General features: G+C 63.4%; 12 protein-coding genes and 1 pseudogene. 5 read left to right on the top strand and 8 right to left on the bottom strand.

What is annotated here, in order from left to right:
* Positions 1-144 precede the first annotated feature (144 nt).
* The 6 genes from J5X93_RS06450 to J5X93_RS06475 all read right to left on the bottom strand — a co-directional run bounded on the left by J5X93_RS06450 (position 145) and on the right by J5X93_RS06475 (position 5,277).
* Positions 145-636 carry a GNAT family N-acetyltransferase gene (locus tag J5X93_RS06450; protein WP_102082642.1) on the bottom strand — a complete coding sequence of 164 codons (492 nt, stop codon included), beginning with the start codon at positions 634-636 and terminating at the stop codon, positions 145-147.
* 116 nt (positions 637-752) lie between these two features.
* Positions 753-1,223, bottom strand: a complete 471-nt coding sequence (locus J5X93_RS06455) for an Lrp/AsnC family transcriptional regulator (protein ID WP_043214728.1) — start codon at positions 1,221-1,223, stop codon at positions 753-755.
* Between the two features lie 23 nt (positions 1,224-1,246).
* Positions 1,247-2,551 carry an NAD(P)/FAD-dependent oxidoreductase gene (locus J5X93_RS06460; RefSeq protein WP_102082647.1) on the bottom strand — a complete coding sequence of 435 codons (1,305 nt, stop codon included), beginning with the start codon at positions 2,549-2,551 and terminating at the stop codon, positions 1,247-1,249.
* Positions 2,552-2,631: 80 nt separating this feature from the next.
* A complete protein-coding gene (locus J5X93_RS06465; RefSeq protein WP_043214731.1) occupies positions 2,632-3,471 on the bottom strand; it encodes an ABC transporter substrate-binding protein in 840 nt (279 codons plus the stop codon).
* 60 nt (positions 3,472-3,531) lie between these two features.
* On the bottom strand, positions 3,532-4,296 hold the full coding sequence (locus tag J5X93_RS06470; RefSeq protein WP_102082643.1) for an amino acid ABC transporter ATP-binding protein: 765 nt from the start codon (positions 4,294-4,296) through the stop codon (positions 3,532-3,534).
* Between the two features lie 15 nt (positions 4,297-4,311).
* Positions 4,312-5,277: an amino acid ABC transporter permease gene (locus tag J5X93_RS06475; protein WP_070574336.1), complete on the bottom strand. Its 966-nt coding sequence runs from the start codon at positions 5,275-5,277 to the stop codon at positions 4,312-4,314.
* 327 nt (positions 5,278-5,604) lie between these two features.
* On the opposite strand from J5X93_RS06475, the pseudogene J5X93_RS28505 reads away from it, so the two are divergent.
* Together J5X93_RS28505 and J5X93_RS28510 are read left to right on the top strand one after the other, a co-directional pair.
* Positions 5,605-6,636: pseudogene (locus J5X93_RS28505) on the top strand (HAMP domain-containing protein); the annotation flags it as partial.
* A gap of 114 nt (positions 6,637-6,750) precedes the next feature.
* Positions 6,751-7,491 carry a methyl-accepting chemotaxis protein gene (locus J5X93_RS28510; RefSeq protein WP_390483917.1) on the top strand — a complete coding sequence of 247 codons (741 nt, stop codon included), beginning with the start codon at positions 6,751-6,753 and terminating at the stop codon, positions 7,489-7,491.
* Positions 7,492-7,594: 103 nt separating this feature from the next.
* Here J5X93_RS28510 and J5X93_RS06485 read toward each other — a convergent pair whose 3' ends face one another.
* Entirely contained in the window at positions 7,595-8,320 is a 726-nt protein-coding gene (locus tag J5X93_RS06485; RefSeq protein WP_043215270.1) for a TorF family putative porin, read from the bottom strand.
* A 120-nt stretch (positions 8,321-8,440) separates the two neighbouring features.
* On the bottom strand, positions 8,441-10,162 hold the full coding sequence (locus J5X93_RS06490) for an amidohydrolase (protein ID WP_182941577.1): 1,722 nt from the start codon (positions 10,160-10,162) through the stop codon (positions 8,441-8,443).
* A 243-nt stretch (positions 10,163-10,405) separates the two neighbouring features.
* On the opposite strand from J5X93_RS06490, the gene J5X93_RS06495 reads away from it, so the two are divergent.
* The 3 genes from J5X93_RS06495 to J5X93_RS06505 all read left to right on the top strand — a co-directional run bounded on the left by J5X93_RS06495 (position 10,406) and on the right by J5X93_RS06505 (position 14,021).
* Complete coding sequence (locus J5X93_RS06495) at positions 10,406-11,317, top strand: LysR family transcriptional regulator (RefSeq protein WP_043215275.1); 912 nt, start codon at positions 10,406-10,408, stop codon at positions 11,315-11,317.
* A 241-nt stretch (positions 11,318-11,558) separates the two neighbouring features.
* Positions 11,559-12,629 carry a C45 family autoproteolytic acyltransferase/hydrolase gene (locus tag J5X93_RS06500; RefSeq protein ID WP_043215277.1) on the top strand — a complete coding sequence of 357 codons (1,071 nt, stop codon included), beginning with the start codon at positions 11,559-11,561 and terminating at the stop codon, positions 12,627-12,629.
* 57 nt (positions 12,630-12,686) lie between these two features.
* Complete coding sequence (locus J5X93_RS06505; protein ID WP_043215279.1) at positions 12,687-14,021, top strand: MFS transporter; 1,335 nt, start codon at positions 12,687-12,689, stop codon at positions 14,019-14,021.
* The last annotated feature ends 91 nt before the right edge of the window (positions 14,022-14,112 follow it).

A 14,112-nucleotide genomic window follows, 5' to 3' on the forward strand; every position in this document is an offset into this window, starting at 1 on the left:
TGCATGGATTACACCTCGATTGGGTGTAATCAGAACCCCCTCTCTTAATGGAGTAGGGGGTTTTTTATTGCCCGAGCCCAACAAGTAGTGGCGTTATGATATTAGTTGTTGAGGTCCAACCATCCAAACCAAAAGCACAACTATCTAACACAGTGACTTGGCCATCTCGGCAGTGGCCTTCCATCCCTGTGCCTCATATACCGGCCGGCCAACTTCCGTTGCGTGCAGTACCCCAAAGCCAACCCCACGCGCGAGGAACTCAGCCTCGGCCAGTCGCATCAAGGCCGACGCCAACCCCCGCCGCCGGTAGGCCGGTTCGACGAACACATTGAGCACATAACCGCGCTGATCCTGGTTCGGATGGGAAGGGTGGGGCGGCCAGTCGATGCTCATCAGACCGATCGCCGCCGCGTTGACTGCTCCGTCCATCAAGGCGAACCCGTAGTAGCGCCCATCGGTCAGGCGCGGCAGCAGCCAGGGCCGAAAGTGTTCGGTCATCACACGCAGTTGCGAAGGATCGCCCCCGGCCTCCCGGAACATCCGTTCTCGGTGGTCACAGATCATCGCGTGGTCGTTCACTTCCAGCCTGCGAGGTGTCAGGCCCGAGAAATCGATATCGCAGGGGAATTCATTCATGCGCTGCACTCCGACGGAGTGACCGATGCTAGTGCAGGCCCATCCCGGGCGTTAGTGACAGATCCGCAGGAAACCGGCCATACAGTGCGTTGGACATGGATGAGCGCAACCGATGACTACAGCATCAACCGCCGGCTGAACTTGGTTTCCATGACGATATGCGAGGCGGTGTGCGCCACGCCCTTGATCATGTTGATGCGGGTGAGCTCGGCGTTGAGCTCGCCCAAAGTGTGGGTGGCCAGGTGGATGATGAAGTCTGTTTCGCCCGATACGGCATACACCGCCTGGACCGCCTCCATCTTGCGCAAGGAGGTCATCACATCGGTGTAGCTCTTGTTGGTGCAGGAGGTCATGGTGAAGCAGTTGATGGTTTGCTGCAGCTTGTCCTGGTCGATGCGCACGCTGTAGCCGGTGATCACACCGGCTTTTTCCAGGCGAGCGATGCGCTCTTGCACTGCCGAACGCGAGACGCCGAGCTTGCGTGCCAGCGAGGCGGTGGGCTCGCGCGCGTTGGCTTGCAGCAGCGCGAGCAGTTGCCGGTCTTTTTCGGTCAGGCTGAACAGTGAACCGGGGGTTTGCGCATCCATGGACGTGGGCCTTGATCAGGTGGTCAGTACTTGATGGCCCGCCGTTGCGACCGCGCCTCCTGGAACTTGTCCATCAGCTTGAGGCCGGCATAGACCGTCTGTGCCGCCGCAGGGCCAAAGGGGCCGCCGTTCCATTCCAGGCCATAGGCATCGAACAGGCGGTAGCGGTCCGTTTCGCCGCAGATGGCCTCGGCCACCACGCGCGCCCCGACAGGTGCGGTGTTCATACCATGGCCCCCAAACGATGCACAAGACCACCGCCCCGCGCCCAACGGGCCGATATGCGGCATCTTGTGGCGGGCGTAGCCCATCAGGCCCGACCAGGCCTTTTCGATCTTCAGGCCGCGCAGTTGTGGGTAGACAGCGAGGATGTCCTGGGTCAGCAGTTGCCCCAGACGCTTTTCATCCTGCAAGTTGCGCGTGGTGATGTGTCCGCCCCAGAGCAGGCGGTCGCCATCGACGATGCGGTAGTAGTCCGAGGCGCGGCGGTTGTCGCCGACTGCATCGGTGGTACGAACCACGTCCGCGAGGCGCTCGCCCAGGCGTTCGGTCAGCACCACGTAGGTGGCAATCGGCAGGAAGGCGCGACGCAGCGGGCCGAACTCTGGGCCGCCATAGCCGCCGCAGCAGTACACCACCTCAGCGCATTCGACGCTGCCCTGTGCGGTGATCACCTGATGGCGCCCGGCGCGGCTTTCGACCCGAACCATCGGCGACTGCTCATGGATCCTGCCACCTTTGAGTTCGATCAGCTCGGCCAGGCCCAGGCAGTAGTTCAGGGGATGGAAATGAAAGCCGTGGCTGTCGCGCAGCCCCTGGAAGTACCGGTCAGTGTTGAGTTTGTCGCGGATCGCCCGAGTGTCGAGGTACTCCATTTCAAAACCGAACTCGCGCGCCAGACGATCGCGCTGGCGTTGGAGGTTGTCGCCGTCGTCATAGCGCACCACGCTGAGCTTGCCCGTGGTGGGCGCGCAACCGGGTAGCCCATGTTGAGCGATCGTCGCTCGCACGATGTCGACGCCTTCGAGCGAGAGGCGGAACAACGCCCCGGCCGTATGGGTACCGCAGCGTCGTTCGATGGCCGACAGGCCTTCGGACCAGCCCTGCAGTACGAAGCCGCCGTTGCGACCGGAGGCGCCCCAGGCCACGCGGGCTGCCTCCAGCAGCACCACCGAGCGCCCTCGGGCAAGCAGCTCCCAGGCCGTGCTCAGGCCCGCCAGGCCGCCACCGATGATGCACACATCTGCCTGCGCCTTGCCCGCCAGTGTCGGGCGCGAAGGGGCAGGGCGCATGGTGGCGGTGTAATAGTTGTTGGTGTAGCTGGACATCGGGTCGGTCATCCTTTTTTCGAGGCGCAGGCGGGCCGTGCGCCCTTCGTGATGAAGGGCGTGGGCCGGGCAGTCAGGGGTTACTGGACGCGGGTAAGGTCGGTGCCGTACCACTTCTCGGAGAGTTGCTTGAGTGTGCCGTCCGACTTCATGTCAGCGATGATCTTGGCCAGTTGGGCATTGAAGGCTTCGTCACCTTTGTCCACGGCGATGGCCAGGGGCTCGTAGTAGGCGGGCTTGCCCTCCACCGGCACGATCGGATACCCGTGCTTGATGGCCCCCATCACCGTGGGCAGGGCGGACAGCGTGGCATCCAGGCGCGTGCCGTTGCCCATGCGTAGGTCGTCGAGCGGGCCCATGCTATCGCCATAGGTCTGCACGTCGCCGGGCTCGATGCTGTAGCTGAACGGCGGCACGTCTGCGGCGTCGATCTTCAGCCGACGATTGATGTAATCCTCGGAAGTGGTGCCCGCTTCGACACCGATGGTCTTGCCGTTGAGGTCGGCGACTTGGGTACCGGCGGCGTCTTTGTGCACGGCGAAGACGTATGGGGTGTAGTAGTAGATGGCAGGGAAGTCGAGCACCCGGCCACGTTCGGTGGTCGGCGTCATGGAGCCGACCGACAGGTCCCAGCGGCTGGACCAGTGCCCGGCGGTGATGATGCCGTACTCCGGCGTGACGAACGTCACCTTGCTGCCGATGCGGCGGCCGATCTCGTTGGCCACATCGATGTCGAAACCTTTCAAGGTGTTGTCCTCGCCCAGGAATGACTGGGGCGGCCAGTTCGCGGCGGTGGCCACTTTCAGGACCTTGCTTTGCTGGATTCGGTCCAGGGTCGCGCCTGCCCAGGCGGCGCAGGTGGTGATCGATAAGGCGCTGGCGACGGCGGCGGCAGCGAAGATACGAGCAACTGAGGTCATCGGTACGTCTCCGGTTACACGGTAGTGGGTGTCGAATGCGTGCGGTAGCAAGGTGTGGTTTCAGTGGCTGAGGATTTGCGAGAGGAACTCCCGGGCCCGCGCATGCTGGGGGGTGTCGAAGAAGTCGTTGGGTTTGGCCTGCTCGATGATGCGGCCTTGGTCCATGAAGATGATCCGGTCGGCGACCTTGCGGGCGAACCCCATCTCATGGGTCACGCACAGCATCGTGATGCCGTCCTGGGCCAGCTCGCCCATGACGTCGAGCACTTCCTTGACCATTTCCGGGTCCAGCGCCGAAGTGGGCTCGTCGAACAGCATGATGCGCGGGCGCATGCACAGGGCGCGGGCGATGGCGACACGCTGCTGTTGGCCACCTGACAACTGGCCGGGGAACTTGTCGGCCTGGCTCTTGATACGTACTCGATCGAGGTACTCGTAGGCCAGTGCGCGTGCCTGGGCCTCGCTGAGCTTGCTTACCAGCCGCGGGCCGAGCATCAGGTTTTCCAGCACGGTCAGGTGCGGGAACAGGTTGAACTGCTGGAACACCATGCCCACCTGGCGGCGGATCCCGGCTACGCTGTCGGCGCTGCGGGTCAACGGGGCGCCGGCGATGAGCACCTGGCCTTTCTGAAAGTCCTCGAGCAGGTTGAGGCAGCGGATCAATGTGGATTTGCCTGACCCTGAAGGGCCGCAGACGACCACGATTTCTCCGCTGGCGATCTCCAGATCGATGCCCTTGAGCACATGGAAATCGCCGTACCATTTTTGCAGGTCACGGATCGAGACTGCAGCGTGTGGCGCCGCGCAGGCGAAGGCTTGATTCATCGTGATGCTCCTTGTTCAGCGGTGGGCGCGGTCGAAGCGTTTTTCGAGGCGGGCCTGGACGGTCTCCAGGACAATCGACAGCAGCCAATAGAGCACGGCGGCGGTGATGAGCATTTCCAGGTGGCGGAACTCGGCGCGTCCCTGGGTGCGAGCCAGGAACATCAGCTCCCAGACGCCGATCACCGAGACCAGCGAGCTGTCCTTGAGCATCGAGATGAACTGGTTGCCGGTCGGCGGAATGATCAAGCGCATCGACTGCGGCAGGATCACCCGGCTCATGGTCTGCCAGGGCGTCAGACCGATTGCCCGCGAAGCTTCCCACTGGCCCCTCGGGATGCTGCTGATACCGGCGCGGAAGATTTCAGTCATGTAGGCGCCGTAGCACAGCGACAGCGCCAGTACCCCGGCAGGCACTGCGCCGACCACGTAGCCGAGCTGTGGAATGCCCAGGTAGATCAGGTAGATCTGGATCAACAGCGGCACGCCGCGGAAGAACGACGTGTAGAAGCTGGCGATGGCGATGGCGAAGCCGTTGGTGGACAACCGCGCCGTGGCGCCCAGCAGGGCCAGGACGAACGCGATGGCAATAGACAGAGTGGAAACATAGACGGTGGTGAACACCCCTTGGGTGATCATGTAGCCGACCTTGCTGGCGATGAAGCTGTAAGACAGGTTGAAGGTGTCGAAGAACAGCAAGAACAGCACCAGCAGTTCACACCAGACCGTGATGATCTGCGCCCGCAACGGGAAGCGTCCGAGGATGAACAGGTTCAGGACCAGCGTGGTCGAGAGGGTGGCCGCCACGGCGATATTGCGCAGCAAGGGGGCTTGCAGGTCGAGCACGATCGGCCCCATGAGCCGGGCCAGGCTGCCTTCACCTACGCCAGAGAAGAGCGCGACGACGAAGATGACGACAGCGATCGTTCCCATGAACGCGACGTTATCGGTCGCACGCGTTTTGACTATGTGGTCTTTGTACATTGTCTTCGTGCCTCTGCGGGGGTGAGCCCCTTTGTTGTTGTGGGTCCATTATCGGTGGGCAAAACGTCGGGCGGCACCTTGCGATCTGCATGGGTCAAAGGGTTTTTTGGGGCGTTTGTAGGAGGCGTACCCCTACAGATGCAGGTGAGCCTTTGAAATCTGCCAGGCATGAGGGCGCGCGAAGGCGTTGCGTGCCGCAGGTCGGAAAACCGCTAAGGGGTACTCAAGAACCGAGCGTGGGCAGCCGATAGCGAATGGGTAGAACCCCGCGACGGCGGGGTGAGCGTGCAACCTTAAAAAAAAGAAAAATCACCAAGGTCTCTGAACATGAACCTGAAATTCCGCCATAAGATTCTGCTCAGTGCCTGTGGCATCGTGGTATTGGCGTTTGCCTTGTTTACCCTCTACAACGACTACCTGCAGCGCAACATCATCCGCCAGAACATCGAGTCGTCCGTGCAACAGGCGGGCGCCCTGACCGCCAGCAGCGTGCAGAACTGGATGTCCGGACGCATCCTGGTACTGGAAAACCTGGCCCAGGACATCGCCCAGCAGGGCGCCGGCGAGAACCTGGCCGGGTTGATCGAGCAACCGTCCTACACCAGTAACTTCCTCTTCACCTACCTGGGCCATGCCACTGGCGTGTTCACCCAGCGTCCCGACACGCAGATGCCCGATGGCTACGACCCGCGCCAACGGCCTTGGTACAACGCGGCAACCAGTGCCGGCCATACGGTGATCACAGCTCCCTACCAAGGCGCTGTCGGTGGCCTGATGGTCACCATTGCCTCGCCCGTCAAAAGCCGCGCCGACGGCGCCCTGCTTGGGGTGGTCGGTGGCGACCTGACCCTGGATACCTTGGTGAAGATCATCAATTCGGTAGACTTCGGCGGCATCGGCCACGCCTTCCTCGCCGATCGCAACGGCCAGGTCATCGTCAGCCCCGACAAGGACCAGTTGATGAAGAACCTCAAGGACATCTACCCCGATGCCGCCTTGAAGGTCGAGCCAGGCATGCAGGACGTCACCCTCAACGGCCAGGATCGGATCATCTCCTTTGCTCCGGTCGAAGGCCTGCCTTCGGCGCAGTGGTATATCGGTCTGTCCATCGACAAAGACAAAGCCTACGCCGCACTGAGCCAGTTCCGTACTTCGGCGATCATCGCCATGCTCATCGCCGTGGCTGCCATCGCCGGCCTGCTGGGCCTGCTCATCCCGGTGCTGATGCGCCCGCTGACCACCATGGGCCGCGCCATGCAGGACATCGCCGAAGGCGAAGGCGACCTGACCCGCCGCCTGGCGGTGCAGCACAAGGACGAGTTCGGCGAGCTGGCCACGTCGTTCAACCGCTTCGTCGAGCGCATCCACGCCTCGATCAGCGAGGTGTCCTCGGCCACCCGCCTGGTGCATGACCTGTCGGAGAAGGTGGTTCACGCCTCCAATGCTTCGATCATCGGCTCCGAGGAGCAGAGCATGCGCACCAACAGCGTCGCCGCGGCGATCAACCAGTTGGGCGCAGCCACCCAGGAAATCGCCCGCAATGCCGCCGACGCCTCGCAACACGCCAGCGGCGCCAGCGAGCAGGCCAACGACGGGCGTCAGGTGGTGGACGATGCGATCAACGCCATGACCGCGCTTTCGCAGAAGATCAGCGAGTCGTGCGAGCAGATCGAGACGCTCAACGCCAGCACCGACGAGATCGGCAAGATCCTCGACGTGATCAAGGGCATTTCCCAGCAGACCAACCTGCTGGCACTCAACGCCGCCATCGAGGCCGCCCGTGCTGGCGAGGCCGGGCGCGGTTTCGCCGTGGTGGCCGATGAAGTGCGCAACCTGGCCCACCGCACCCAGGAGTCGGCCGAAGAAATCCACCGCATGATCACCAGCCTGCAGGTGGGCTCGCGCGAGGCGGTGTACACCATGAACGAAAGCCAGGTGTCCAGCGAACAGACCGTGCAGGTGGCCAACCAGGCGGGTGAACGCCTGGCCAGCGTGACCCAGCGCATCGGCGAGATCGACGGCATGAACCAGTCGGTGGCCACCGCCACCGAGGAGCAGAGCGCAGTGGTCGAGAGCCTGAACCTGGACATCACCCAGATCAACAGCCTCAACCAGCAAGGGGTAGAGAACCTCAACGAAACCCTGCGCCATTGCGATGCCCTGAGCCAGCAGGCGGGGCGGTTGAAGCAACTGGTGGGCAGCTTCAGGATCTGAGGCGGGTCCTTCGCGGGTAGCCCCGCTCCCACAGGTATCGCGCCGTTCTCAGGCTCGGCGCAGTACCCGTGGGAGCCGGCGGCAGCCCTGGGGGCCGCAGGGATCAGAATGTCTTGCTGACCGCAGCCACCACCGTGGCCGAGCAGACATCCTTGAAACCCAGGTAACTGGCGCATTCGTTTTCGGAAAGGTCGGTGTCGATGTAGCTGACCGACCAATCGAGCGACAGCATCGTGCGGGTCAGCTTAACTTCCCACTCGTGATAGTCGTCCCGGCTGGTCCCGTCATTGGCGAACCAGCTTGGGTCCTTGTAGTCGTTGCGCCCGTAGCGCACCAGCAGGTCGGTGTCGAACGGCAGCAGGGTGGTGTAGCCCATATAGCTGTAGAGCATCGACTGGTCGCCGTTGAAGTTCTCCGAGTAGTTACCACCGAGCAGCACACCCCAGGCACGCAGTTCGGTGTGGTACTCGCCATAGTTGAAGTTGCCCTGACGCGGGTACACGTACTTGATGTACGAAGTATCGAGGGTGACATCGTCGTTGATCTGCCAGAAGTAGCCGGCATAGTAGTCCAGCTCCTGGCGTGTGCTGCTGCCGAAACCGAAGTCGACGTTCGAACTCCATACGCCTGCGTACAGGCCGCTGGCGTGCGCCAGGGTCAGCGACCCCTGCAGGGCTGGATCGTTCTGGGTCTGGGAGATGCCACGGGTGCGGTAGTCGCTGAACACGCCAGCCTTGGCCTCGAGGCTGAAATCGTCATTGAGGTCGATGGCATGGGCCAGCGGGGCACAGGCGAGCAGGCCGCCTGCGATGAGGTTGCGTAAGGTCATTCGATGCTTTCCGTTTATTGTTGTTGTGCACGGGTGACGCGGGGTGTGGCTTTTTGCGGATAAAACCCGCTCCACAGGCGTCGGTGTTGCACCTGTGGAGCGGGTTGGCCCGCCAAGCGATCAGCGCTGGTAGATCTGCTTGCCGGCGAACCAGGTCTGCAACACCTGGGTATCTCGCAGCGCCTCGGGGTCGACGCTGAGCACATCGCGGTCCAAGACGATCATGTCCGCCTGCTTGCCGACTTTCAGCGAGCCCACCTGCTGCTCAAGACGCATGGCGCGGGCGGCATTGAGGGTGTAGGCCTGGAACATGGTTTGCCGGTCGATGGCCTCGTCAGCGTTGAGCACCCCCTTGGGGCCCTTGCGGCTCACTGCCTGGTAGATCGCCTTCCACGGCTCCGGGGTAGTGATCGGCCAGTCACTTGCCCCGGCGATGGTCGCCCCGGCCTTGTACAGCGAGTGGGCCGGATAGCTATGGGCGAAGGCGTGTTCATCGACATACGGCTTGACCAGATCGAGGTTGGTCTCGTCGGCACTGGCCCAGTACAACTGCATCGAGGCGATCACATCGAGCTGCTTGAAGCGCGGGTAGTCCTGGGCGCTGACCATCTGCAGGTGGGTGATCGAATGGGGGACGCCGCTGTGACGGGCTCGTCGGGCTTGTTCTACGCCATTGAGCGCCTCGCGCACGGCGCGGTCGCCGATGGCATGGACGTGCACCAGCCAGCCGCGTGCATCGGCGGCATCGACCAGCTCACCGAAGTGTTTCGGGTCCAGCAGCAGTTCGCCGCGTTGGCCGGAGTTCTTGTAGGGTTCGAGCATCGCTGCGCTCTGCGCCGGCATCTCGGCCACGCCGTCGGCGAAGACCTTGATGCCGGGCAGGGTGAGGTTGCGCACGCCGAGGAACTGCTGGCGTACCTTGTCCAGCTCATCCAGGTCGGCCGGGCGGGCCTTTGAGTCGGCCATCAGCAGCGCGGCAATGTGGGCCGTCAGCTCGCCGCGCTGGGAGAGGTCCTTATAGACCGGCAGCACGCCGAGCGAGTCGTTCTTCACGTCCGCCCCGGGCAGTTCGTTGGCCAGTGGGTCCATCCAGCCGGTAATGCCGAGCTGCTTGGAGTAGTCCAGGGCCATGCGGCCGGCGGTCATCAGGGTTTCGTGGGAGAGCGGTGGCAGCAGGTCGGTCACCGGGTAGTAACTGGCATCGGCCAGGAACCCGTTGGGTGTGCCGTCCTCATGCTGGCCTATGGTGCTGCGCGCCTCGGCAGGCAATGCCGCGATGGTCTTGGCATCGATCTTGGCGCGCTTGAGCAGGGCCAGGTTGGCCCAGCCGGTGTGCATATCATTGGCGGCCAGAAGGATCGGCTGCTCGGCCCATTGCCCGTGGTTGAAGCGCTGCTCCAGGGCTGGGATGTCATCCCAATAGGCCCCTGGCACGCCGCCGACGACCAGGAATTCGCCTCGCACGGCCTTGCCATCCTTGCGCCACTCGAGCAGGCGTTGTTCCAGTTCATCGAGCGGGATCTGCTCGCCCATCAGGTTGGCCAGTTCCAGTTGCAGGCCGCCCTTGATGGCATGGGAGTGAGAATCGAGCATGCCCGGCATCAGCACCTTGCCACCCAGGTCGATGACGCGGGTGGCGGCGGCCTTCAGGCGCAGCACGGCCTGGTCGGATCCCACGGCAACGATCTTCTCTCCCTCGACCGCCACCGCTTGCTGCAGCGGTTGGCCTGGCTCGGCGGTGTAGACCTTGGCGTTGTGAAAGATCACGTCCACTGCCGCGAAGCTGTGCAGGGAGGTGCAGGCCAGGCCCGCGCTGATCGCCATCTTCAGGAGGTGCTTCATTCGGTGCCTCGTTCTTGTTGTGATTGCGCCGCAGCCTAGCCAACGCGCAAGGCCGGTTAAATGCGACGACAGGCACAACTTTTTTCGCGATCGGGAAACAATCCCTGGCCTATGATTGCCATGGCGCAAGCCACACGCCGCTCGACGCCTATTCAAATCCGCGGTGTTTGCGGGTTTGATGGAAAGGCGTGGATACCCGCACGCGCTCTTCATTGCCTCGCTTGTGCCGAACAGGAAGAAACCATGGACAAAATGACGGCCCTGACCATCTTCGTCGCCGCCGCCGAACACGGCAGCTTCAGTCGTGCGGCCGAGCAGTTGGGTAAAACGCCTTCGGCCATCACCAAGGCCGTCGCTCACCTGGAAGCCGAGCTCGGCGTGCGCCTGTTCGAGCGCACCACCCGGCGTATGGCCCTGACCGAGGCCGGGACGGTGTATCTGGAAGGTGCGCGCCAGGCCTTGATGCATCTGCAACTGGTGACCGAGGAGGTGGAGCAGTTGCAGCACGAACTGCGCGGCACCTTGCGCATCACCGCGCCGCCTTCGTTCGGCCCGGCGTTTCTCAACCAGGTCTGCTTTCGCTTCATGCGTGAACACCCGCAGGTGCGTCTGGAGGTGAACCTCAACGATGCCAATGAAGACCTGATCGATGGCGGTTACGATCTGTCGCTGCGCGATGGCCCCACCGACCAGCCCGAACTGATTGCCCAGCCGCTGATCGAGAACCGCGTGGTGCTGTGTGCCAGCCCCGACTACCTGGCCCGACGTGGTGAGGCCATCACCCTGGAGAACTACGCCCAGCACGACTGGCTGCTGTTGCGTCATCCGCTGCTAAACCGCAGCTTCTGGTGGGTCGAGCATGAAGGCCAGACGTTGCGTGTGCGCCAGCCCACGCCCCGGCTGGTGAGCGACAATTTCGACTTTTTGCTCGCCTGCCTGCTCGATGGCCATGGCCTGCAGTTCGTGCCCACCTGGTGCGCCGCGCCTTATCTGGCCAGCGGGCAACTGGTGGAAGTATTGCCGGACTACTGGCGGGCCTTGAGTGCCTTCGGGCCCTGGGTGCACGTGCTGTACCTGCCCCATCGGCGCAACACGCGCAAGGTGCAGGCGTTCATCGCCTTGCTGCACGAGCAACTGCGCAGCCAGGGGCTGTGATCGGGCTGCGGGGCGCAATTGTTCCGCCTGGGCACAAAAGTTGTGCGGGTTGTGGCGATGATCCACCGCGGGCGGCTCGCTAGGCTAGCGGTGGTTGCCTGAACACAGCGGCCACTTCGTGCCCGGTCCAGTACCATCTGCCACCCCCAAGGCAGGTGCATGCAGCGGAGGTGCGAGGCGGCCCCACTCTTTCCAGAACAGCAACGATGCCCCGAGCCTGCTGTACCAGGAGTTCCCCGCAGTGAAGATCCATACCCTAGTCACCGATATCCGCACGCCTGCCGAGCGTGGTCGCCAGATCGGCGAGCGCTTCGCCGAGCAGATCCGTCATACCACCCAGCTCTATCTGGACTTCTTCCCTCGGGTTGGCGTGTCCGTGCGCGAGGCGCAACGTATCGGCGAAAACAGTCTGGCCGCCTTGGAAGCCTGGAGCCCGAATCTGGCGGCCGAGGTGATCGGCATGGCTAGCGGCGCCGACCTGCCGGTGTGGCAGTTGGCAAGCCTCAACGCGCGCACCGAGGTGCTGGCTGCACGCACCCGCCACAGCGAATGCTCCACCACCGTGCATGCCCCGCGCGGTCCGCGGGCGCCGCAGACCCTGCAGACCTGGGACTGGCACGACAGCCTTTGCCCTCATGGCCTGATGCTGGCGTTGCACACCGAACGTGGCATGAACGTCAAGCTGTTCTGCGAATTCGGCATGCTTGCCAAGCTGGGCGTGAACAGCGCAGGTCTGGGGCTGCACTTCAACATTCTCCACCACACCAGTGACAACGACAGCGGCGGTGTGCCGGTGCACGCCATTGCCCGTCGTCTGCTCGAAGAGGCCAGCAGCGTCGAGGAGGCCATCGAGCTGGCCCGTTCGGCGCGGGTCAGTGCCTCCACCGTGCTCACCGTGTTCTCCCGCGAGGACAGCAGCCCGCGCGCCGTCAGCATCGAGCTCAGCCCTGAGCGCACGGCGCTGGTGCTGCCGCGTGAAGACGGCTGGTTGCTGCACACCAACCACTTCCTCGACCCGCAACTGAGCCTGGGCGAGCAGGTTGCCGACCGTGCCGATACCCAGTGCCGCCTGGGCCACCTGGAGCAGGTAATCGGCCAGATGGGCAGTGCCGATCTGCGCGCCCGCGCCGAAGCCATGTGTGGCGCACAAGGTGACAGCGCGCCGATCTGCTTCCACCCGGACATGGCCATGCCCGACACCGAACGTTGGGAAACCCTGCTGAGCGTGGGGATCGATACCGAGCGCTGCGTACTGGAATACGTGGCGGGCACGCCGCTGCAACTGGCCAAGGCTGGCTTCGAACGTTTCTGAGCCCCACTCGGTGCCGCCTGAGCAGGGCGGCACCCGCTGACAACGAGAACAACAACAATGCATGCGGAACAATCCAACCCTGCGTCGTCCCGGTCTGCGCTGCGGACCTTCTGCGTCTCCGGCATGGGCACTGCGCTGGAGTTCTATGACTTCATCATCTACGGCACCGCGGCTGCGCTGGTGTTTCCCCAGGTGTTCTTCCCGCAGATGGATCACCTGACCGCGACCTTGGTGGCCTTCAGCGCCTTTGGTGCCGGCTTCTTCGCCCGGCCGCTGGGCGGCTTGGTGTTCGGCCACTATGGCGATCGCATCGGCCGGCAGAAGGTGCTGGTCGCGACCTTGCTGCTCATGGGTTTGAGCACTTTCCTCATCGGCTGCTTGCCAAGCCATGCCAGTATCGGCGTCGTTGCGCCGATCCTGCTGGTGGTGTTGCGTCTGATCCAGGGCTTCGCCGCCGGTGGCGAGTGGGGCGGTGCCGCGCTGTTCGGCATCGAGTCGGCGCCGCCGGGCAGGCGAGGACTGTGGGGTAGCTTTACCAGCATGGGCATCGGCGTCGGTGGCATCCTCGGCGCTGTGGTGTTCACCATCGTCAGTGCCGCCTTCAACGACAACCTGGTGGATTTTGCCTGGCGCATCCCGTTCTGGCTCGGCGGCACCTTGGTGCTGATCGGCCTGTACGCACGCTTGAAAGCACCGGCACCGGTCGCAGCCCCGGCAGTCAAGCCGGTCCGTGCACCCTTGGCCGAAGCCTTGCGCCAGCGTCCGCGCCAGTTGTTGCTGTGCACCGGCATTGCCTTCGGCTATTGCACCATCGCCTACATCGGCAGCACGTTCTTCCTGACCTACGCCACCCAGGTGGGCTTCGGCAGCACCCAGGCATTGATGTTCGACCTGACCTTGTCGATCGCTATCGTGTTCTCCGCGCCGCTGTTCGGCTACCTGTCCGACCGTTTGGGCCGGCGCACGGTGATGGTGTTCGGTGCGGTGGTCATGGCGCTCGGGCTGTTCGCCTTCTTCGAACTGGTAGGCATGAAGAGTTTCGGCATCGCTTTGTTCGCCTACAGCCTCACGGGCTTGCTGATGGGCGCGACCCAGGGGCCGATCCCTGCATTTCTGGGTGAGCAGTTCCCGCGTAGCATGCGCTATTCCGGGATCTCGGCCAGCTATCAGATCGGTGCCGCGCTGGGCGGTGGGACAGCGTCGAGCATCGCCACGGCGATCCTCATCCTCACCGACCACAACCCGCTGGGCGTGGCCCTGTATGGAGCTGGGGCATTGGCGTTGGTAGCGGTGTGTTCGCTGATGCTGCGCGAGACTTCGCGCCTGAGCATGGCGCAGATCGACGAAGCGCCTGCTGGTGTGGCGGGTGAGGCGGTGCTGGCCCGGCATTGAGAGGGGATGGCGATAGTCCTGTATCGACAGATCTGGCCACTTCGCGGGTAAACCCGCTCCCACAGGTACAGCAGTGTTTCTAATGACACTG

The organism is Pseudomonas sp. BYT-1 (assembly GCF_023611805.1).
Taxonomy (GTDB): domain Bacteria; phylum Pseudomonadota; class Gammaproteobacteria; order Pseudomonadales; family Pseudomonadaceae; genus Aquipseudomonas; species Aquipseudomonas guariconensis.